The sequence below is a fragment of the Pantoea sp. B623 genome (assembly GCF_024814475.1).
GTDB lineage: Bacteria > Pseudomonadota > Gammaproteobacteria > Enterobacterales > Enterobacteriaceae > Pantoea > Pantoea ananatis.
This window is the reverse complement of sequence record NZ_JANUXM010000004.1, coordinates 3,019,259-3,038,785: the sequence shown is the minus strand read 5'-3', so window position 1 is coordinate 3,038,785 and position 19,527 is coordinate 3,019,259. Positions and strand designations below refer to the sequence as shown.

General features: G+C 52.6%; 17 protein-coding genes. 5 read left to right on the top strand and 12 right to left on the bottom strand.

Annotation, left to right across the window (positions count from 1 at the left end; translation table 11 throughout):
• Positions 1 to 27: 27 nt before the first annotated feature.
• The 4 genes from NXS97_RS15960 to NXS97_RS15945 all read right to left on the bottom strand — a co-directional run bounded on the left by NXS97_RS15960 (position 28) and on the right by NXS97_RS15945 (position 1,674).
• A complete protein-coding gene (locus tag NXS97_RS15960) occupies positions 28 to 303 on the bottom strand; it encodes a biofilm development regulator YmgB/AriR family protein (RefSeq protein ID WP_014604950.1) in 276 nt (91 codons plus the stop codon).
• A 142-nt stretch (positions 304 to 445) separates the two neighbouring features.
• On the bottom strand, positions 446 to 715 hold the full coding sequence (locus tag NXS97_RS15955; protein WP_014604949.1) for a hypothetical protein: 270 nt from the start codon (positions 713 to 715) through the stop codon (positions 446 to 448).
• Between the two features lie 141 nt (positions 716 to 856).
• Positions 857 to 1,096 (bottom strand): regulatory protein YcgZ, encoded by a 240-nt coding sequence (ycgZ, locus tag NXS97_RS15950; RefSeq protein WP_013027302.1) that lies wholly within the window; start codon positions 1,094 to 1,096, stop codon positions 857 to 859.
• Between the two features lie 269 nt (positions 1,097 to 1,365).
• Entirely contained in the window at positions 1,366 to 1,674 is a 309-nt protein-coding gene (locus tag NXS97_RS15945) for a hypothetical protein (RefSeq protein WP_013027303.1), read from the bottom strand.
• Between the two features lie 736 nt (positions 1,675 to 2,410).
• On the opposite strand from NXS97_RS15945, the gene NXS97_RS15940 reads away from it, so the two are divergent.
• Positions 2,411 to 2,653: a biofilm development regulator YmgB/AriR family protein gene (locus tag NXS97_RS15940; protein ID WP_013027304.1), complete on the top strand. Its 243-nt coding sequence runs from the start codon at positions 2,411 to 2,413 to the stop codon at positions 2,651 to 2,653.
• Positions 2,654 to 3,275: 622 nt separating this feature from the next.
• On the opposite strand, the gene NXS97_RS15935 is transcribed toward NXS97_RS15940, so the two are convergent.
• From NXS97_RS15935 to NXS97_RS15925, 3 genes are all read right to left on the bottom strand, one after another.
• On the bottom strand, positions 3,276 to 5,441 hold the full coding sequence (locus NXS97_RS15935; RefSeq protein WP_116220070.1) for an EAL domain-containing protein: 2,166 nt from the start codon (positions 5,439 to 5,441) through the stop codon (positions 3,276 to 3,278).
• Positions 5,442 to 5,686: 245 nt separating this feature from the next.
• Complete coding sequence (locus NXS97_RS15930) at positions 5,687 to 5,926, bottom strand: hypothetical protein (RefSeq protein WP_014604946.1); 240 nt, start codon at positions 5,924 to 5,926, stop codon at positions 5,687 to 5,689.
• A gap of 422 nt (positions 5,927 to 6,348) precedes the next feature.
• Positions 6,349 to 7,812: a methyl-accepting chemotaxis protein gene (locus NXS97_RS15925; protein ID WP_116220071.1), complete on the bottom strand. Its 1,464-nt coding sequence runs from the start codon at positions 7,810 to 7,812 to the stop codon at positions 6,349 to 6,351.
• Positions 7,813 to 8,150: 338 nt separating this feature from the next.
• On the opposite strand from NXS97_RS15925, the gene NXS97_RS15920 reads away from it, so the two are divergent.
• Positions 8,151 to 9,932: a GGDEF and EAL domain-containing protein gene (locus tag NXS97_RS15920; RefSeq protein ID WP_014594673.1), complete on the top strand. Its 1,782-nt coding sequence runs from the start codon at positions 8,151 to 8,153 to the stop codon at positions 9,930 to 9,932.
• Positions 9,933 to 9,948: 16 nt separating this feature from the next.
• Here the strand turns inward: NXS97_RS15920 and NXS97_RS15915 are convergent, their stop codons facing one another.
• Positions 9,949 to 11,526, bottom strand: a complete 1,578-nt coding sequence (locus NXS97_RS15915) for a diguanylate cyclase (protein WP_014604944.1) — start codon at positions 11,524 to 11,526, stop codon at positions 9,949 to 9,951.
• A 364-nt stretch (positions 11,527 to 11,890) separates the two neighbouring features.
• Here NXS97_RS15915 and iraP point away from each other — a divergent pair, with 364 nt between their 5' ends.
• Together iraP and ddlA are read left to right on the top strand one after the other, a co-directional pair.
• The gene (gene iraP, locus NXS97_RS15910; RefSeq protein ID WP_022622436.1) at positions 11,891 to 12,244 is read left to right on the top strand and encodes an anti-adapter protein IraP; all 354 of its coding nucleotides are present in this window, start codon (positions 11,891 to 11,893) and stop codon (positions 12,242 to 12,244) included.
• A gap of 98 nt (positions 12,245 to 12,342) precedes the next feature.
• A complete protein-coding gene (ddlA, locus tag NXS97_RS15905) occupies positions 12,343 to 13,440 on the top strand; it encodes a D-alanine--D-alanine ligase (protein ID WP_042677133.1) in 1,098 nt (365 codons plus the stop codon).
• An 18-nt stretch (positions 13,441 to 13,458) separates the two neighbouring features.
• On the opposite strand, the gene NXS97_RS15900 is transcribed toward ddlA, so the two are convergent.
• From NXS97_RS15900 to NXS97_RS15885, 4 genes are all read right to left on the bottom strand, one after another.
• Positions 13,459 to 14,883, bottom strand: a complete 1,425-nt coding sequence (locus NXS97_RS15900) for a GGDEF domain-containing protein (RefSeq protein ID WP_028715831.1) — start codon at positions 14,881 to 14,883, stop codon at positions 13,459 to 13,461.
• A 261-nt stretch (positions 14,884 to 15,144) separates the two neighbouring features.
• Complete coding sequence (locus NXS97_RS15895) at positions 15,145 to 16,620, bottom strand: SulP family inorganic anion transporter (protein ID WP_013027313.1); 1,476 nt, start codon at positions 16,618 to 16,620, stop codon at positions 15,145 to 15,147.
• Positions 16,617 to 17,249, bottom strand: coding sequence for a carbonic anhydrase (locus NXS97_RS15890; RefSeq protein WP_014594678.1), 633 nt, complete (start codon positions 17,247 to 17,249; stop codon positions 16,617 to 16,619). Before NXS97_RS15890 ends, NXS97_RS15895 begins: the two co-directional genes overlap by 4 nt.
• Before the next feature lie 572 nt (positions 17,250 to 17,821).
• Complete coding sequence (locus NXS97_RS15885; RefSeq protein WP_013027315.1) at positions 17,822 to 18,631, bottom strand: 5'-nucleotidase, lipoprotein e(P4) family; 810 nt, start codon at positions 18,629 to 18,631, stop codon at positions 17,822 to 17,824.
• Positions 18,632 to 18,739: 108 nt separating this feature from the next.
• Here NXS97_RS15885 and NXS97_RS15880 point away from each other — a divergent pair, with 108 nt between their 5' ends.
• Positions 18,740 to 19,447, top strand: a complete 708-nt coding sequence (locus tag NXS97_RS15880; protein ID WP_104932952.1) for a polyphenol oxidase family protein — start codon at positions 18,740 to 18,742, stop codon at positions 19,445 to 19,447.
• Positions 19,448 to 19,527: the final 80 nt, after the last annotated feature.

Below are 19,527 nucleotides of genomic sequence, written 5' to 3'. Positions count from 1 at the left end.
CTCAGAACAGAACCCGGTTTTTTGCCCTTATGCCTGTTCTTCCTGAGAGCACGTGCGGCCGACCACAATCTCAAGGCAACTCCGCAATACATCCAGCTGTACAACATCTTCTGTACTCTCCAGCTCGGCAATCAGATTGATAATAATGGCCTTGCTGGTCACTTTTTGTCCCTGAATGACAATATTACGGATCACTGCATCCAGCACTGCACTTTCAGCCTCAAGTTTATCGCCCGCACCGCGAAAGAGGCGCATAATTTCCGCTTCGGTCGTGCTTTGCTGAGTGTCGATGGTGTTCTGCATGATGCTCTTCTTAATCAATGTCAATTTAGTGGACACGTGGTAATGCCGCGAAGCGGGCAGAAATACAGACGTGTCTGTCCTGGGTAGTGATGATTGCACTACGCATAGTAAAAAAGTTTTTTGAAAAGGCGTGAGACGAGCCTTAATGCTTGCGACTGTTGTCCGGGACGCTTTGACCGAATGCAAGCGCCGCAGAATCAACGGGATCACGCGCGGAGGCAAACTCGCTCTGCACTTCAGCAAGCACCTTTTCAATGGCCTCTTGCCGCCCGGCATCCGTTTCATCTCTGAGCATAGACTTTAGCCTGTTAGCCAGGGTCGCACCGCTGATTCTGTCATTGCTGTCCAGTAGCGCAATCACCGCCTCGCCCATGATGTGCTCAGTCAGTTTCTCAAGTTTGTCTTTCAGCATACCCGCACCTCTGATGACATTGTGCCCATACAACCGGGCAAACCAGCCTCAAACGCTCAGGCTTCTAATGACCTGCTAATTTGGCCGATCAGATTGATGCTGCGAGACGTTATTACCCTTTAACGCAACGCGGCACGAATCTCAGCGGTCAAAAAGCATGCCGATAAGTTTCTGGTAATGCTGCTCTTCTTGAGGCCCGGTCGACTGGCTAAGGCGACGGATCAGCGCGCTGCAAATGGCCTTACGGTTAAGGCTTTTACCTGCATGCAGGATCTCAAGAATGACCTGACCCAGCGTCTCTTTTTCAGAAGGCTGCGTGTCATTGCCGAAGTAGCGCGCAATGTCATGGACGGTATTTGTAGTGGTTTCGTTCTGATGCATGCTAAACCCCCAGATGTGAAATTGAGTGAACTATAACCAAGCCTTGTCCACTAAACTTATACAACATCTGGAAAATTGTACAGGAATTCCGTTTATTCCCTGCGCTGAGAATTGTGCATAAAGTGCTATGCCCTGTATAACAATTACTTGCGTGAGTATCAGATTCTTAACCTTTAGAACGTTACCCACTCTTTAACAGGCAAAGACTGTCTTAGACATTCCTTTTTCATGTCGCAAGGTGAACCTTGTACAAGTCTCTGGCAGCGAAGCTATCTGTCATCGTCCTCATCCGAACGGAATCGGATGACATCATCATTGCGCTTCGCGTTTTCATTCTGGTTCGCCAACATAAGCCACCTCAGACTCGCATTGGGACGGGCATGCGACTGCCTGAACTGTTTCAGCCAGCTACGGGCAGCAAAAATCTCTGCCAGTCTGTTGTCACAGGTTTCCTCTTCGGCCATCTGGTTGAGCTCTGTGATGAGCGTATCAAAACTTATTTCTTTCTCACCGAGAGCCAGGCTGACCACGGCTTCACCAAGAATGACGTGCTCTTTCTCATCGTCATGAAATAACACTGTATCCTCCTGCTTTATAAATTACATCGTTTCTACATAAGCTATTTTAGTGACCCGAGGCCAGATGACAAAAATATTTCCTGGCCATCAGAACAATATTTTACAGGTGCGAATATCTTATATTTTAAATGCTTTTTTTAACCTGATGAAAAACAATCATTTTGTGGGTTAATTTACTTACTAAAATCCTGTAAAAGACTATTCTTAAAGCGCAGCCTGGCTGAAAATGGTCGAACCAGGCCTGACGCTGCAAGGCTTGCGGGTCGGTGGTCATTAACGTCTCGACATCTTTAAAGAGGCAATCTGCGCAGCATTTAACCCTATAACCTGCCTTATTTTATGATTTTCATCTGATAATTTCACTTGTCACTTTTTAAGCGCCCGCTTATCACAACCTATAAAACCACACTCAATGCAGTGTTGTTTTTTTACTGATGCAGAAGACAGGATTTATTGCGGATAACATTTCCCGACGAGGTGACCAGCCCAATTTCCCCCTCCTGCAACGTTCAAAAAATCAGGCAGGTTTCGCGGTGAGTTTGAAAAACAAATATGCGCGGGTATGCCGGTATTCGTGTTTCTCAGCGGCGTGCAGGCATTGTCACACCGGGCCCAGAAAAAGTAAGCCAAACGGCACAGATTTTTGTTAGGGCACGATCGGTAATACTGCTGTACAGCAGCCCCCAGGATCGGTTAACTTGCGCACAACTCTTCCTACTTCGCTCAAGGGAACACTATGCGCCAGAACGGTTTACCACCTTCGGGGAAAACCAGCAGTCTGGCCCACTATTTCAGCCAGATTGATCATCCCCACCAGCTCGAAACGCTGGGCAGGATAGCGGTTGAAATACTTCACGAGAATAAGCCCGTCAGTCGACGGATCATCTGTCTTAAGCTCATCGGCTGTCTTGAAAAAGCCACCCGTGAGGAAGACGCTTTGCATTATCGTGAACTACTGGCCATGCTATTCAGTCAATAACACCTGCTAAACCGTGCTTCCATCAATGAGCACGTCAAACCCAACACCGCCCTCTACGTAACATCACGTCGGAATCCGTCTCTCCCTCGCTGCGCTCTGCTGTATAGCACAGTGCGAGTAGCGGTTTTCAGATGCGCTACGGAGGGCGAGCTCCCCCCTTACGCTTTACGACAAAATGCAAACCCCCTGACGCCGACAAAAAAAATGCCCGCACCTCGTTAAAGGGTCGGGCCGGAGTTCTCAGGGAAATCCTAAATGACTTCCAAACAGCGTTTTTAAATTAGTTCACCATCTGAATTGTCGCCAGTCGAAATCGGACAAATTTTTTCTAAAGCTGAAATACGTCTCTAATTTTTTGCTGATAAGTGCCGTCTGACAGTAAGAATTAAGCTTCATATCACATTTTTGCAAAGTCTTATCGGGCCGGTTCCATGTTCTGCCTGGCGAGCCGATAAGGGTAATGTGAGTTGATTATCACAATGATTGTCCTGACCACATGTTGCTTACTTCGGCACCCTTGCGGTGCCGTTTTTTTGTCATGCGTAGGGTCAATAAGTGCCTGGCGGGGTTTGCCAGGCACAGTGAAACGCTATCCCTGACGGGAACACGGCGAAGGCTTAATTCAACGGAGATAGAGTTGTTCAAACCGGGGTGCGCTGACCGGAGAGCCCGTCTGATTGCCCTGCAAAACGTCGCATTCAGCCGCGCAAATCAACGCGTGCTGTGCGTCGTTCTCAATGCCCTCGGCGGCCACCGTAATCCCCATATTTTTAGCCAGTGACGCGATAGCGTTGATTAACAGCCGGGTTTTGTTGCTCTTCTCCAGTTGCAGAGTCAGTGATTTATCAATCTTAAGCCCCGCGACGCAGCGATGTTGTAACAGGCTCATTGAGGCAAGGCTTCGGCCAAAGTGATCAACGATCAATAATGCTCCCGTCGCCTGAATGGCTTCTAAAACCTGCGATTTGATGTCCACAGTATTGGTCAGCAAGGGTTCGTCCACTTCCAGGTCGATAAAACCTGCGTCATCGCCGGCACACTGACGGATCACCTCTTCAAGGCCAGCCTCCATTAGCTGGCGCGGAAACAGGTTAATACTGACCCGCAGGGACAGATTTTGCGCACGCCACTGCTTAACCTGACTGACGGCAGACTGAACAATCCACGTCCCCAGAGTAATGGACAAAGGGCTTTTAATCAGCATATCGATGAAATCAGCGGGAAACAGCAGGCCCCTCGCCGGATGCATCCAGCGTACCAGGGCTTCACAGCCGATTAACTCGCCATTCTGGGCATCAAACCGCGGTTGATAATGCAGAACAAACTGCTGCTGGCGAACGGCGGCTTCCAGCTCACGTTCAAACCGACGCCGCCCCAGTTCCGCCTCACGAAACTCAGACTTAAACAGCACTGACTGGCCTTTGCCGCTTGCCTTAGCCCGGTACAACGCCAGATCGGCTGCTGACATCACCGATGAGGTATCCGTCGCGTGATGGGGAAAACTGGCCACCCCGGTGCTGGCACCGACCGCTATAGTCGAATCCATGTAATGAAAAGGCGTCTGAATCGCGGCGGTGAGTTGCTGGGCAATCTTCATCGCCTCATCGCTACCGCAGGGCAGTAAAACGATAAACTCATCGCCCCCCAGACGAGCGGCGGCGATAGCCTGAGTGCAGACAGCGCGGATTTGCTCAGCCACATGGCAAAGCAATGCATCACCAGCCGCATGACCGCGGGTATCGTTAACGTCTTTGAAACTGTCTAAATCTGTCATCAGCAGCGTATAAGGTACGCCTGATTCAGTGAGTTTGCTGAGCTGCGTCATGAAGGCGCTTCGGCTGGCAAGCCGTGTCAGCATGTCCAGTGAGGCCAACTCGCACAGACGGGCTTCGCTCTCGTAACGAAGCGTCACATCCCGAATGATCATACCGATGTAACGCTCAATGCCCTCCCGCCAGCCGGAAAAAGAGACTTCCGCCGGAAACTCTTCCCCATTGCACCGCTTGCCCCAGATCTGCAAGGTACGCGGCGCTGAGATAGCCGCCTCTTCATGTTCAAGGCGCTCAAGCTCATTGCGGTAATCCGTCTGGCAGCGCTCCGGAATGAGTCCGGCAACGTATTTACCCGCCATCTCTTCAGCATCATAGCCAAACATGTTGGTCGCTGCAGGGTTCCAGAAGGTAATCCCCCGGTTCAAATCCGTACAGATAATGGCATCGGGCGAGGTTATCGAGATGGCTTCGAGGCGCTGCTGACTGGCATGACGCAGCACCTCGATACGATGAACTTCCATGCGATCCATGACCAGTGCGGCAAGATCGGTCAGATTCTGACGGTCGGTCGTACTCATCGCGGGGCGTGGATGATTATCGGTCAGACAGAGCGTACCAATGCGATGCCCGTCCGGCGTAATCAGCGGCACACCCGCATAGAACCGGATAAAAGGATAACCCTGCACCAGCGGGCTGTTTGCGAAACGGGGATCGTCGAGCGCATTGGGAACGCAAAGGATATCGTCACTTTCGAGCGTGTGGTGGCAGAACGCGACGCTTCGCGAGGTTTCTGTGATTTGCAAACCATAACGCGACTTAAAAAACTGCCGTTTTTCATCTATCAGCGACACAAATGCGACCGGCACGCTGAACAGTCTGGCCGCCAGAATAGTCAGTCGATCAAAGGCTTCATTGGGCGGCGTATCCATCAGATGGTACTGGGCAAGCGCACGCAAGCGTGCGACTTCACAGCCGCTTTCAGTTGAGTGCTTCAGAGTTTGTCCTCCTGAGGTCATATACTGTGGCCGGGCATCTCACAGTAAAAAGAGGACGCCTGCAATCAGACAGAACCAGGTAACGCACTACACATCAACCTGAAGCCGCAACATAGGTCCGCCTGTACAGCATAATGTCTGAGATCAGAAACCTGTACTGATAACGACATCTACTCTTACATAGTGCCCGATGTTGCAATTATCGTCCGTTCAGGAGCGAACTTCATAGCTAAAACCGTGTTTACACTTTCAAAGGGTAAAAATCGTCATTTTTTCTGTTGCGGCACCAGTTCGTAATGGGGATGGCGCCCTGCAAGCAGCAGCAGAAGCTCATACTCACCCTGACTCAACAGGGCGACCTTGGCGGTGGCCTCTTTGGTTTGCCATGCCCGCAGACTCAGGTCGAAGCGTTCGGCAGCCCCTTCCTGCGACAGGCCAGCGGCAATCCGCAGTTCACGCACGTTATTCTGGACGGTAACGGGCCGTCGGACGATTGAATTTCCCAAACCAGGCTCCCTGTGGATAAAGTAGGGTAACAGGTCGTCAGCCGATCCCTTCGGTGTCCGCTGACACATCTGTCTGCAACCGTTGCAGCACACATTTCATAAGGATTTTTAATCTTATCTGTTGAAATGTCAAACAGGGGGCAGCTCGTCTGTAGGGATTATTTATCTCTAAAAGGAGGGTCAGTTCAGCCCGGCTTATTTTGATTAAGCGAAACGCCTTTATATTTAACTGGCTCAAAATTTTGGTTTTTATTCTGTGTTGTTATTATGTAAGTAAATATTTATCACGGAATGCTCTATTTAATGCAAACAAAAAACCCCGCATCCAATACGGGGTTTTAAAAGGCATCGCGGCAGGTTAGCGCGTTTATAAGGTATCAGGTTGTTCCCAGTCCCTTAATATCTTATGAGACAGGCACGAATTAACGGCCAAACGCGACCCACGCATCATCATCTTTGGTCGGTGCAGAGACGATGTGACGCTTCGCCGGTGCTGGCGTGACTGGGGAAAACTGAGCGGGGGACGTCGCGGGTAGCGTAAACCGCGTGATCACGCTGGTCAGCGTTTCCGTCTGATTATTCATGCTCTCTGCTGAAGCCGATATCTTATGAACCAGCGTGCTGTTTTGCTGCGTCACACGGTCAATCTCGGCAACGGCGATCGTCACCTGAGAAAGGCCCTTGCTTTGCTCTTCGGATGCCAGCGCTATCTGGCTAATCAGCTCGTTAACGCTGCTCACGCTCTGCAGGACCTCTTCCATCGTGCTGCCGGCGCTGTCGGCTGCTCCGCGCCCTTCACCAATGCGCGCGACCGTGTCCGCAATCAGTCCTTCTATCTCTTTCGCCGCTTCAGCACTGCGCTGGGCCAGCGACCGAACTTCGCTGGCAACAACCGCAAAGCCACGCCCCTGTTCCCCGGCACGTGCGGCCTCAACCGCGGCGTTGAGGGCCAAAATGTTGGTCTGGAACGCGATGCCATTAATGGTGGCAGTAAACTGGCGGATTTTTTCAGCCCCCACGGCAAGTCCCGTCATCGCGGTCACTACTGTTTTAACCAGCTGCTCGCCTTTCTGCGTTGTCTGGGCTGTTATACCTGCCAGCTCACGCGCTTCACGACTGTTTTCAGCATTGTGCCGAACGGTGGCCGTCAGTTGCTCCATGCTGGCAGCCGTCTCCTCCAGCGCCGCAGCCTGGGTGGCCGTTCGGTTCGACAGGTCAGCATTCCCTTTCGCAATATCCCCCGCTTCAAAGTTCAAAACAGAGGCGTTATCGCGAATAGCCAGAACGGTATTTAACAAACTTTGTTGCATTTCTTTCAATAAAGGAACCATTTGCCCGACACAATTCCTGCCAAGATCTTCGGGTTCACGGGTCAGATCACCTTCGGCAATCACGCGGAAGTGAGCGCGCAGTTTCGCGACCGGTCGCACCAGGTGCACCACCAGATAACGGTCGCAAAAGAGCAGCAGCGCGGTGACGGCGGCCAGCGTCACCAGAAAGAGATCGACCAGCTTCTGATGCTCATTGCGCAGCGGTGCCTGATTAGCGGAAAGCTGCTGTTCAAGTGCCGAGAGCCGTTCCTGAGCCGCTGCGGGATAATCCTGAGGCACGCTGGTGAGTGCGGTACGATACCGCTGCCAGTCAGCCTCTGCCGGTGCCTGGGCGGCGATGTCTGCATGCGTAGCCGTTGCGTTAGCCTGCACCTGCAAGCTGGCGCGATTAAGAAAAACCAGCTGCTGAGTCAGGCTGTTACTGCGGCTGGCCTGATGGCCGATTTCATTGATGATGAACGATCCATATGCGCCGGCTAGTGCGATAATTATGACGGCAGCGATAAGGATCCAGAGGACAACGCGTCTGATTGTAAAATTTTTTAGGATATTCATGGTATTTCCCCGGTGTGGCGGCAAAAAAAGCTCAAATAAAATATTCACGGCTAATAGTTGCGAGCAAAACAATAGCGCGCTACTCTTGTCTGAGTATTGTGGCAGCGTTATTGAAAAAATAAAGACCGAAATATGATTAAATGTATGCATCGTTGATAACTAATAAATTCATTAAAGAAAATAAAAAGAGACATAAAACCAGAACGCGCCTATTATTTACCGAGAAAAAAACTATTTTTTATTTTCCTTTCGCCGAGTCCGGCCTCATTCCGGTGTTTTTATTCGACATTTTTTCTTTTTAATTTCGCGCCGTGAGCAATCCGGAGCGGAGGACACACATGCTTATGAATCTCGACGGCGATCATGAACGCCGCACGCGTGCCCTTGAGGCCCTTCGCTACCCCGATGAAAGTCGGGATGATGTGCTGAGAAAATTCGTCAGGCTTGCCAGTCAGGCGCTGAATATTCCCGGAAGCTTTATTTCGGTCATTGATGACGAATTCCAGTACATTCGTGCCTCACACAACTTCAAGCTGGAGCGCTCCTCCCGCGAGGACTCCCTTTGCCGCTACGCGGTAGACAGCGATGCTGCGGTGGTGGTGCCAGACACGTTTCTGGACAGCCGGTTCGCGGCACATCCGCTGATCATTGGTGCCCCCTTTATTCGTTTTTATGCGGGCGTACCGCTTAAAAACCGCGATGGCATTAATCTGGGCACGCTGTGTGTGACCGATATTCAGCCGCATCCTTTCACCCCGGCACAAATCACGACGCTGACACTGCTGTCATCACTGGTGATGTCATTTCTGGAAGCGTGGCATTCTGCAGGATTTATCGATCCGGTGACGAATCTGCCAAATCGTCAGCGCCTGATCCGCGACATGCATTATCTGGCGGCTGCCGGTGACACCACGCTGCGTCGCCTGGTCCTGATTGACTGTATAGATATGCCCCGTGCCTATGAACTGGCCCGTTCAATGGGCATGGCCCCGGTCGAAAGCCTGCTTAAAGATGTTGCGACACTGCTGCCTTTACGCCTGCGTCCTGCACCCAGCGATATTCTTTACACCGTGGCGACTGGACGTTTTGCCGTGCTGACCCGGGCGGACAGCCGCATCAGTGCTAACTGGGTGGCCTGCCAGATGGCGGGCATCAGTGCGGATTTGGGTGAAGGCCTCTCGGTGGGGCTGAGTACGCACACCGGTGAAGTCGATTTTGTCTCCGGCATTTTCCCCCCTCACGAAACGCTGCGTCAGGCAGTCAGTGCCTTGCATGAAGCCATCGATCGGGGATTGCCCTCTTTACGCTTTAGCGAGGCCACCGACAACAAACGTACCCAGGACTTCACCCTGGTAAACGATCTGGCGAGGGCGTTGCGGGAAAATAGCGGCCTGTATTTGGTTTACCAACCCAAAATTTGCTTACAAAGCGGCAAGCCTATTGGGCTGGAGGCTCTGATTCGCTGGCGCCATCCCGTACACGGTGAACTCTCCCCTGCCTCATTTATTCCGCTGGCCGAGCAGACAGAGATACTCACGAGCCTGACCACCTGGGTCATAGACAACGTGATTACGCGCCTGAAACGTCTGCGCAATAGCTGTATCCAGTTGCCGATCACGATTAACGTTAGTGAGCGTGATTTCTCGATTGATGGCTTCGCGGACGTGCTGGAAGAGAGAATGTTAAAGGCGAAACTTCCCACGTCGCTGTTGGGAATTGAGTGCCTGGAAACAGAGCGCATTGTGGAAAGCCCTTCCGCCATGCGCGGACTTGAAATGCTTAAACTGCGCGGCTTCGGTATTTCTCTTGATGATTTTGGCACCGGCTACAGCAATATCAGCTATCTTCGCCGTATGCCGCTGGACGTGATTAAACTGGACAGATCGTTGATCAGTGAGCTGTCGTCAGATACGGCGTCACGCATCATCGCCCGCAACATCATCGCCATGCTGAAAGAGCTGGATTATGTCGTGCTGGCTGAAGGCGTAGAATGCGTCGATACCGTCGAGGCATTAACAGAATATGGTTGTGACCAGGCGCAGGGCTTTTTCTACTCCCGGCCGCTGGCAGACAGTGAACTGGATCACTGGCTGCACTGGAAACTGCGTGAGATGTGCTGATACACGGCGCGCAGGCTTATCCGGCAGGATAGCGAGAGATCGCGCCCTCGTGGCTTATCATCACCCGGTTACGGCCATCCCCTTTGGCCGCATACAACGCTTCGTCTGCCCGTCTTAACAGGGCGTCTTTGTCCTCCGTTTCACTTAGCGTCGCGACGCCGAGAGAGACAGTCATCGCACTGATAAACGGAAATGACGTTTTGCTGACGGCTTCACGGATGCGTTCCGCCATCGCGGCCGCGTCGTTCAGTGCCGTACCGGGAAGCAGCAAAATAAACTCCTCCCCCCCAAAACGGCTTATCACATCCAGTGTGCGGCATCGCTTACGCAACAACCCTGCCAGGCTTACCAGAACCTCGTCTCCCGCATCATGCCCGTAGCGATCGTTGATCTTTTTGAAGTGATCGATATCAATAGCGATGGCGCTTTGCACAGGCTCTTCGCTGTGCTGCGCCGCCTGAATATAAAAGCCGCGCCGGTTATTCAGTCCGGTCAGCGGATCGGTCATGGCTTTATCATTCAGGTCGGCAACGTGTCCGGCGACCGCCCGACGATGCTGCTGAACCGCCTCTCTCAACCTGTCCGCTTCGTTATACCAGGTGTTAACCGATGAGAGCAGCTCCGGGCTGGCATCGCTACCACCATCGCGCACCATTCCGGCCAGTTTTTCCAGCGGATAAGAGATGCGCGTCGCCAGAAAGGCCATACAGGTTGCGGTGAGCACGATAACACCGAGGATAAACCAGAACGCGCTCCTGGCCGTGTGCGCCATCAGGCTACCCACGGTTTCTGAGGTGCCTGACATAAAAATATTCCAGTCGGTTTTTTGCAAGCTGGCATAACCGATGAGGTATTTTTTGCCCTCCTCCTGAATCATTAACTGACCACTCGTGGTTGAGGCCAGCCGCTTTTGCAACTGTGGGCTTAGCGCCATGCGTTTGCCAACCTGGGCTGGATCGTGACTGAAAATAACGGAGCCGTCATCACTGACAATACTCACCGAGGTGCCATCCCCGTAATAATGCTGGCTCAGCACATCACTCAACATGCTCTGTTTCTTCAGGTAGATGGTTCCACAGATAAAACCAAGATAACGTCCATCCGCTGCAAACAGGGGCTGTGACAGCAGCACGACGTAATTGCCTGAAGGGGAGTTGAAAGGCGAGGAAATAAAGGGCTTACGGAACGTAATAGCCTGCTCTGTCTGCGGAGTGTCTACTTTCACGCCCACGAGGCTGAGGCTTTCAGGCGAAACGGAAGCGATAACGGCATGACGGTCAACAACAGCGACCGAATTAAAAAAGCCGGACTGCTGCAGTAAACGCGTGGTTTCGCGATGCAGCCTGTTCAGATCGTTGAGATCGGTGATCTGATTAGCACTCCAGGCCAGTTCGCGCTGAGCAATGGTCAGGTAATGATCGGTCGTATCCGCCAGCTTGCGCGCGTAGGCGATGTTACTGTCTAACAGCGACTCTTCAATATTGCTCTTTTGAAAAATAAACAGCGCGCCCAACAGCAGACCTGAAGTCAGTATGACGCTTCCAATGGATAACGCGGTAAGGAGCGTTCGTAGATGTATTTTTCTGCGATACATATTGGGTTGCGCTGAGGATGAGTTAGTCAAATTTTAACCGCCGCAGCGCCAGACAAACGCGAGAATAAACGCCTGTTTACTTGTCTTTCATACTGAATGACGTTACGCATTGCTGTAAAAGCAGCCTGATACTCTTTTTTTTACGTTGTGCAGCATTTAGGCGCCGTGAAGGTGTAATCTGGGCCAGCGGTTACCCGGGCGTTTTTGGGTTTACCCTTGCCAGGCATTCCTGCCGGATAACGCCTCTGGCGGCGGCGCAAAGCCTTTCGTGATAAGCGGAATCATCCGATCACGGCACGGTTGCCTGTGCTTTTCTCTGCGCTAATAATGTTCAACACCTACACAGACTCTGAGGAAGACCATGATGAAAAGCGCTGTTCTTAGCATGCTGGCCAAAATTTCAAAAATGGATGCTGAAACGAAAGAACTGGTTGCTCAGACAGAAGCGCAATCGCTGTTGCTCAGCGCGTTGACGCTGACCGTGGGCAAAAGCGGCGGTGTCGAAGAGCTGATTTCAGCGATCAGTCAGGCCATAAATACGGTTCTGGAGTCCTCTGACGGCCTGATTAAATCCGATGCGGAGCTTCTGCTGACCAAATTTCAGGAGCAGTTAACGCTGACCCGGCTGGTGGATGAGGAGTCAAAAGAGTTTCTGAAAAGCGTTCCTCAAAAATCGCTTCCCTCCGTCTCTGGTAATGAAAAAATTACCGACTGCTAGCCACCGCCTCTGAGGGCGATGCGTTAAGCGCGTCTGTCTGTCTTTTATCGTCACGCCTGTGGTAGGGTATTTATTTGCCTGTACGTGGATAAGGTTCGATGAAAAAACAGCGAGTTGGCATCGTGTTCGGTGGCAAATCTTCTGAGCATGAAGTGTCATTGCAGTCGGCTAAGAATATTGTTGATGCGATTGATAAAACCCGGTTTGAGGTTGTGCTGCTGGGGATTGATAAGCAAGGCCAGTGGCATCTTAATGATGCCTCAAACTTTCTGCTGAATGCGGAAAATCCGTCGCTGATTGCCTTAAACCGCACGGCAAAACAGGTCGCACTCATCCCCGGCGACCCCCAAAACCAGATCATTGACCGAAAGGACGCCCATCCGCTGTCGCAGCTCGACGTGATTTTTCCCGTGGTTCACGGCACGCAAGGCGAAGACGGTTCCCTGCAGGGTTTGCTGCGCATGGCTTCGCTCCCCTTCGTTGGCTCGGACGTGCTGGGCTCTGCCGTCAGCATGGATAAAGACGTCACAAAACGCCTGCTGCGGGATGCCGGTTTAAAGGTTGCCCCCTGGCTGAGCGTGACGCAGGCGCAGATGAACAATCTGGACATCGAAGCCGTTATCGCACGCTTTGGACTCCCGCTTTTTATCAAGCCAGCGAATCAGGGATCGTCCGTTGGCGTCAGTAAGGTCACCACCGCTGCAGCGTTTCGTGCGGCGCTGGAGCTGGCGTTTAGGTTTGACAATAAGGTTTTAATTGAAAAAGGGATTAAAGGTCGCGAGATCGAGTGCGCCGTGCTGGGCAACGATTACCCAGAGGCCAGCCCCTGCGGCGAAGTCGTGGTGAGCGATGCCTTTTATTCCTATGACACCAAGTACATTAGCGAAACCGGCGCACACACGGTGATTCCGGCGGACATTCCTGCGGCTGTCGATGAGGCGATTCGTGAGGTGGCGCTCACCGCCTTCACCGCGCTGTCCTGTTTTGGTCTGGCCCGTGTTGACGTGTTCTATACCGAAGACGGTGAGATTATCGTGAATGAGGTGAATACGTTACCCGGCTTCACCAACATCAGCATGTATCCTAAGCTTTGGCAGGCGGCAGGTCTGAGCTATCAGGATCTGATTACCCGCCTGATTGAGCTGGCACTGGAACGTCATCAACAGAACGCGTCGCTCAAAACCAGCGTTAATTAATCGCCGCCAGCGGCCTGCTCAGGCAACGTCGCTGGTCATCTCACTGCGCGCATTGCCGGGTGAGGTCTGATTACGGCCGTTTCGCTTAGAGATATAAAGGTTTTTATCCGCGGCAGAGATCAAACGATTAACCGTTTCGGCCCACTCCACACCGGGTTGCGCCTGGCCGTATGCCAGCCCCAGGCTGACGGTGACGGTGACCGCGTTGCCATGCAGTAAGAATTTCTCTTTAACGATGCTCTGACGAATGCCTTCAGCCAGTGAATAAATCATTTCCGGCGAGAGGTCGAACTGCACAATCACAAACTCCTCTCCGCCAAACCGGCAGATATGGCCGTGGTTGCCCACCAGCGGCGAAATGCGCCGCGCGATCTCCTCCAGTACCCTGTCGCCCGCATCATGGCCAAAATTGTCATTGACCGATTTAAAGTAGTCCACATCCAGCAGGATCACCCCAACCTGGCGTTGCTCAGAACAGGCTTCATTGCGGAGATGTTCATACAGCCCCGAACGCGACAGGAGCTGGGTCAGAAAATCGTAGTCCGCACGTAGCGCCAGACGTTCATTGAGCTGGCGAATCGCATCCATGCTTACTGCCACAATTAACGGACTCAGAGCGATCGTGGCTACGCCGAGGCGCGCTGAGGTCAGATGGCTGATGGGCAGCAGACTGTTATCGCCCTGAATATTCATCACACCGTGAGAAACCAAAATAATTTGGCTAATCCCGGTTATCAGGGTGATCAGGCTGGTCAGCGGCACAGGCAACACGATGGCACACCAGATTAGGGCTGGCACCGGTAAGGTAAGGCTGCCTGCCCCGCCCATTAACGCCCCGGCGACCAGTGACAGCACGACGGCAATTAACGGGACAATTTTGCCCATTTGCAGCCGCCGGGCTGAAATCCTCACGCGCCAGCTTGAGGTCAACAGAAACGGCAGCAGCATGAGTCCGGTCGAAAACTGCTCGCTGAACCAGTTCATCCACGCGTCGGCAAATTCGGCATTTATGCTGCCGACCTGCGCCAGGCCGCCCCAGGTGGCGCAACCGAACGCCGCCAGCAGGCAAGCCGGAAAAATGCGCATGGCGTTAGCGATACGCTCGCTGCTGGAGTCGTGCTGATACTGCCGCCCCATCACCACGACGCAAATCAGGATAAACAGAATATTGGCAACGTTCAGTGTGAACGCCGGTAAGGCCCAGCCTGAAAACACCGCGTCGTTAAATACCATGGCGCTGAAACAAACAAGATAAAAACGGGTGCGATGAAGAAAGGGATAGCGCAGCATCATACCGGCAATAAAGGCGTTAACCGGCCAGAACAGGGATAAGTCATGGGGAATACGCAGATGTCCGCCGACAAAACAGAACATCAGAGTAATCATAAACAGCCAGAGGGCACTTTTTTTAGCATTGTGCTCTTCAAACAGCTTAACGCGCATACGTCTGGACCTTGTCACAAAGAGGCTTACCATCACGCCGCTTACGGGGTATATGGCGTTATGATTATTTAACCCTGAATCTTGTCTGCGCCATTCAAAGAAAAGCACCCTTAAATGAACGAACGTAAGCGATTTGAAGCCCGTTACTGGGTATAAGCATGCAGGCAGAGATCCCCATCCATTATGTCTTACAAATAAAAAAATCGGATATCCGAGATATCCGATTTTTCACGTTTTGTCTGACTGTTTTGGTCTGAACGGTTATTTCACCGCCACCGGCCATTGACTCAGACGGATTCCCCGCTTATCCGCATTCTCACCAAAATCCTTCAGGACGGCTTTGACGTCCGGATCGATGTATTCTGCATTATCGTTATCGACGATTACCACGCTATTTTCGGGTATTTTATCAAGCAGCCCCTGCAGTTTAGGATTGTGCATAAACGTCAGATTTTGCTGGAAACGTAAAACGTAGTGGTCGTCATAACGTGTAAGCTGCAATGCGTTACGGTGGCTCTTGTAGATGCTGTAAAGGATCTGGGTGGCAATACCGATACCGATACCGACCAGCATCCCCAGCGTAATAATCCCGATAATCGTGGCCAGGAACGGTACGTACTGTTGCGCGCCCATGCGGAACTGCTCAATAAACAGACGAGGTGCGGCCAGCTTGTAGCCGGTGTACAGCAGCACCGCCGCGAGGCTGGCGAGCGGGATAGCATTCAGCATTTCACTGAACCACATTCCGCAAATCAGCAGCATGACGCCATGCAGCAAAATGGACAGTTTAGTTTGTGCGCCAGCGTTGACGTTAGCCGAACTCCGGACGATCACCGCCGTAATGGGCATGGCACCAAGGAAGCCGGCCGTCAGGTTACCTATGCCCTGGGCAAACATTTCTCTGTTGGGTGACGGCGCTGGGGTTTGCGGCCGCAGCTTTTTCAGGGCTTCCTGGCTTAACAACGTTTCCAGACTCGCCACCAGCGCCAGGGTCAGGGCCACGACCCAGACCTGTGGATTTTTCCATGCCATCCAGTCCGGGGTTTCCAGCTCCGCCATCATCGCGGAAACGCTGTCAAAAGCGGGCAGTGAAATGCGCGGTAAGGCACCGGTGAGTTCAGGGAACAGTCGCGCGCCTGCAACGGTCACCACACAGCCAAACAGCACGGCGAACAAGGGGCCAGGTATCCATGCCAGTGCCTTGATTCGTTTAATGGGTCCGGTTGTCCATACAAACAGAATGAACAAGCCCACTAAAGAAACCAGCAGGGCGGACAGCGAGAATGTCATTTCCCCGTTGACCAGCGACACTAACTTCACGCTGCCGCCCGCGCCCAGCGCGACCGGTATCTGCTGCATAATCAGCAGCAACCCAATCGCCGCCAGCATGCCCTTGATGACGCTGCCGGGCACCAGGGCGATGAAACGCCCGGCGCGTAACAGGCCAAACAGACATTGCAGCACCCCGGCGATAATCAGGGCGGTCAGAAACGCGGAGAAGCTGCCCAGCGTCGCCATAGAGGCCACGACGATGGTCACCAGGCCCGCGGCCGGTCCGCTGACCGCAAAACGTGAAGGGCTCAGGGAGGTCACGAGTATCCCGCCAATCACCCCCGTCAATAAACCGGCAAACGGCGGCAGTCCGCTGGCCTGTGCGATGCCCAGGCAGAGCGGCAGTGCGACCAGAAACACAACCAGCCCTGCCGGCACATCGCGGCGTAATGTATCCAGATTCATGGTGAAGACTCCTCTGCAGATTGCTGAATCAACTCTTTAAGATGACCCGATTGCAGGTCGTAAACACAGCCAAACACGTCCAGTTCCTGACCAGACTGCCAGGCCTGCCGTACCGGTTCGGCCGCCACCAGATTGGCAAACTGCACCAAAACATTGGCCTCAACCAGACGATTCAGTTTCTCGCTTTCCGTCTCCTGCGTGGCTTCGCTGTGAAGATGACTCGCTAACCCACGCCGCAGAAAAGTAATACGCCGTGCCAGTGCCGAATCCTCAGTGGCCAGCGGGCTGTCGGGCAGGGATAAGGCCGCCTGAACGCCTCCGCAGCCGTAGTGACCGCTCAGCACGATTCGCTTTACCCCAAGGTAAAAAACGGCATATTGCAGCACGCTAAGCAGGTTATCGTCCTCTGCCACGACCATATTGGCGATATTACGGTGAACAAACAGTTCACCGGGATGCGATCCCGTTAATACCTCCGCCGGTACCCGACTGTCTGAACAGCCTATCCATAATGAGTGCGGTTTTTGCTGATATAAGGATTTTTCAAAATAGGCGGGGTTACGCTGGCGGCGCTGAAGTGCCCAACTGCGATTTTTCGCTAATAAGGGTTTAAGTGTCGTCACAATCATCTTCTCTCTACGACCGGGAACAGGACGTTCTGGCTGACCACGGAGTGAACCCGCTCACTTAATATCCGCGAATGGGTTACGAAACCTGAAGCTCATCACATTAAAAGGTTATAGCTGCTTATCATTATCAATGCACACGGAATATTTCAGCCCAGAAAAACAGGGCGTTTTATGTAAGCACTTATTCAACAAACGTCATGGTTACGTAAATAAAATTAAGAGGTCATACCACTGAGATATCTAGTTACTTTAATTATTTATCATTAAAATCATTTAGTTAAATATTTATCAGGAAAAGCAAAACTGACAAATAAATACAAAACGCTTTCCGGGCGAGAATGAAAAAAAACAGAGGTCGCGCATCAGACCAGGATTACTCTTAAATGCAGAATTTATGAATAGCACAATCCACCGCCTTTATTCGAATTAGGCAGTTAAATGAACTTTGTTAAAGGGAATATTAAAGCAAGAGATGGTTAATTTAATTTGCATGAGAATAGTGACGACAGTAAGTAAATGCCCACAGCGATGTAAAAAGAGCCTACTCATTGCAGGCTCTCTGTATTGACACATTATTTACCGTTCCAGGCCCTCAGGCGCGCTTCACGGACGGAGAGCTGCTGTTCAGGCGTCAGTTTATTGTAATTCTCGGCCATCCCGCTCTCCCAGTCGCCGTAGAGCGGGTTCGGCAACACAATGAACTGTGTACCAAACTGTGCATGGTTACGCTCAACAAACGCCTGGCGCTGTGCATTCCCCTGATGCCAGGTTGCCCCACCAAAATCGTTCAGGTTGTCACCGATATACAACACCACGTTGTAGCCCGCATTTTTGATTGCATCGAAACGTGCCTGTTTGTTTGATGAGTCCGTTTTCAGGCTCACCGTTTTTTCGCTCACGCCGCTAAAACCAAGCTGTTCAAGGTTAGCCACCGTCGCAGCGTAATCTTTCTGATCGCGGTTGGAGACATAGAATACGGTGCCGCCATGGCTATTGACATAACGGGCAAACTCCACCGCGCCGGGAACGGCTCTGGCCTGACGCGCCTGGGTCCAGGCTGACCAGGTCTTATCGCTGAAAGGCTGTCCGTTTTTTGCCTGCCAGGCACTGTAGGCGCTGTTATCGAGCATGGTTTCATCTAAATCGACGATGACCGCTTTAGGCTTGCCGGTCAGCGAAGCCGATTGATCAAAGGCCAGACGGGCGCTGTTAAATGCCTGCCAGCTGAGCGCCTGATATTCGCCGGACTGCTGGAACCAGTCTAACGCCAGCACCGATTGCTGCCCCAGTTGCTGCTGTGCCTGCTGCCGGGCAGGTTGCGCACAGCCCGCCAGCGCCAGCACAACCATGGCTGACAGCGCGACATTCACTGAATTTTTCATCGTTTCATCCTAAGGTGTGAAAGATTTGAGTGGGTAACGCTTCAAAAATGTAGCAGTTAACGTAAGCTGAGGGCAGCAGATTGCACGCTGACCTGACAGGAGAAGAGGATGTCCGCCATGCCGCGTTCGCCATTACTTGATGCACTCGACTGGGTCGATTACGCTTTTCAGCCCGCAGGTGAGCCGCCGCCCGAGGATGCGGCCTATGGTCATCAGCGCCACAGCGCCGTGGTCGTCACCGATATCCATAATCTCCCCCCTAAAAGCTGTGATGCAGATGGCGTGATTGCCACCGGTCATCGCCCCGTCGCCGTTTACACGGCCGATTGTTTACCCGTATTGTTTGCCGACCGGCAAGAGAAACAGGTGGCCGCCGTGCATGCCGGCCTGCAGGGCACGCTGGCCGGGGTGCTGTACCGCGCCGTGGAGCAACTCTGTGAACGCGGCGCAACGCCCCAGAGCCTGACCGTGGCGATTGGCCCGGCGCTGGCGCCCTGCTGTTTTGAGCTTGATCGGCAACGCCTGGCAGATATTGAGCGGTTGCCAGGTATCCCCCTGCCGCTGCGCTATCACGAGCAGCAGCCTCGTAATCCGTACGCACTGCGCCCCCAGGCCGTTGCCACCCAGGCAGGCATCTGGTTCGATTTACCGCAGTTGGCTAAGCAGATGCTGGTCAATACAGGCATACCTTCAGCACAAATCGACCTGATTCCTCTGTGTACCTACTGCGCCACCGAATCTGGCTCCAGCTACCGCTTCAATACCCATCACGGCAGCGGCTATCGTTCGCGCTATTCCTGGATTCGCCGCCGCTGAATTCCACTGAGTCTGCTCTTTTGCGGCGTGTTTAAGGGGCGGGCTGCCGCGCCGGGTAGTGACGCTTTTATGATGTTTCT

What these genes read in the sequence shown, in the direction of transcription:
- iraP (WP_022622436.1), top strand. Translation starts at nt 11,891, where the DNA reads ATGAAAAGCGCTGTTCTTAGCATGCTGGCCAAAATTTCAAAAATGGAT.
- NXS97_RS15935 (WP_116220070.1), bottom strand. Translation starts at nt 5,441, where the DNA reads ATGACCTCAGGAGGACAAACTCTGAAGCACTCAACTGAAAGCGGCTGT.
- ycgZ (WP_013027302.1), bottom strand. Translation starts at nt 1,096, where the DNA reads ATGCATCAGAACGAAACCACTACAAATACCGTCCATGACATTGCGCGC.
- NXS97_RS15960 (WP_014604950.1), bottom strand. Translation starts at nt 303, where the DNA reads ATGCAGAACACCATCGACACTCAGCAAAGCACGACCGAAGCGGAAATT.
- NXS97_RS15915 (WP_014604944.1), bottom strand. Translation starts at nt 11,526, where the DNA reads ATGTATCGCAGAAAAATACATCTACGAACGCTCCTTACCGCGTTATCC.
- NXS97_RS15885 (WP_013027315.1), bottom strand. Translation starts at nt 18,631, where the DNA reads ATGAAAAATTCAGTGAATGTCGCGCTGTCAGCCATGGTTGTGCTGGCG.
- NXS97_RS15940 (WP_013027304.1), top strand. Translation starts at nt 2,411, where the DNA reads ATGCGCCAGAACGGTTTACCACCTTCGGGGAAAACCAGCAGTCTGGCC.
- NXS97_RS15895 (WP_013027313.1), bottom strand. Translation starts at nt 16,620, where the DNA reads ATGAATCTGGATACATTACGCCGCGATGTGCCGGCAGGGCTGGTTGTG.
- ddlA (WP_042677133.1), top strand. Translation starts at nt 12,343, where the DNA reads ATGAAAAAACAGCGAGTTGGCATCGTGTTCGGTGGCAAATCTTCTGAG.
- NXS97_RS15955 (WP_014604949.1), bottom strand. Translation starts at nt 715, where the DNA reads ATGCTGAAAGACAAACTTGAGAAACTGACTGAGCACATCATGGGCGAG.
- NXS97_RS15890 (WP_014594678.1), bottom strand. Translation starts at nt 17,249, where the DNA reads ATGATTGTGACGACACTTAAACCCTTATTAGCGAAAAATCGCAGTTGG.
- NXS97_RS15900 (WP_028715831.1), bottom strand. Translation starts at nt 14,883, where the DNA reads ATGCGCGTTAAGCTGTTTGAAGAGCACAATGCTAAAAAAAGTGCCCTC.
- NXS97_RS15925 (WP_116220071.1), bottom strand. Translation starts at nt 7,812, where the DNA reads ATGAATATCCTAAAAAATTTTACAATCAGACGCGTTGTCCTCTGGATC.
- NXS97_RS15880 (WP_104932952.1), top strand. Translation starts at nt 18,740, where the DNA reads ATGTCCGCCATGCCGCGTTCGCCATTACTTGATGCACTCGACTGGGTC.
- NXS97_RS15920 (WP_014594673.1), top strand. Translation starts at nt 8,151, where the DNA reads ATGCTTATGAATCTCGACGGCGATCATGAACGCCGCACGCGTGCCCTT.